Annotated in this window: 1 protein-coding gene; it reads left to right on the top strand. The window is 62.5% G+C overall.

Annotated elements, in window-relative coordinates; genetic code table 11:
- Positions 1-253, top strand: a 253-nt coding sequence (locus tag RGM3321_RS00030; protein WP_244390989.1) for a hemagglutinin repeat-containing protein, incomplete at both ends; no start/stop codon positions are given.

Raw genomic sequence — 253 nt, 5'->3', positions numbered from 1 at the left:
GCCGGTGCAACACTGCGCGGCAACGACGTGGTCGGACGCGTAGGCCGCGACCTCAATGTCACTTCCCTGCCAGATACCGGCAAGGCACAAGGTAAGGAATTCGATCTCAGCGCGACCGTTGTAGTGGGCTTTGGCGGCAGCGTCAGCGGCTCGGTCGGGTACGGTCAGACCAACGGCTCCAAGAACTGGATCGCGGAACAGACCCGCATCACGGCCAAAGACAAGGTCGACATCCGCACCGAGAACCACACCC

It is taken from the genome of Pseudomonas sp. RGM 3321, assembly GCF_022836805.1.
Taxonomy (GTDB): Bacteria; Pseudomonadota; Gammaproteobacteria; order Pseudomonadales; family Pseudomonadaceae; genus Aquipseudomonas.
The sequence above is the reverse complement of the archived record's forward strand: the minus strand, read 5'-3'. Positions and strand labels throughout refer to the sequence as shown.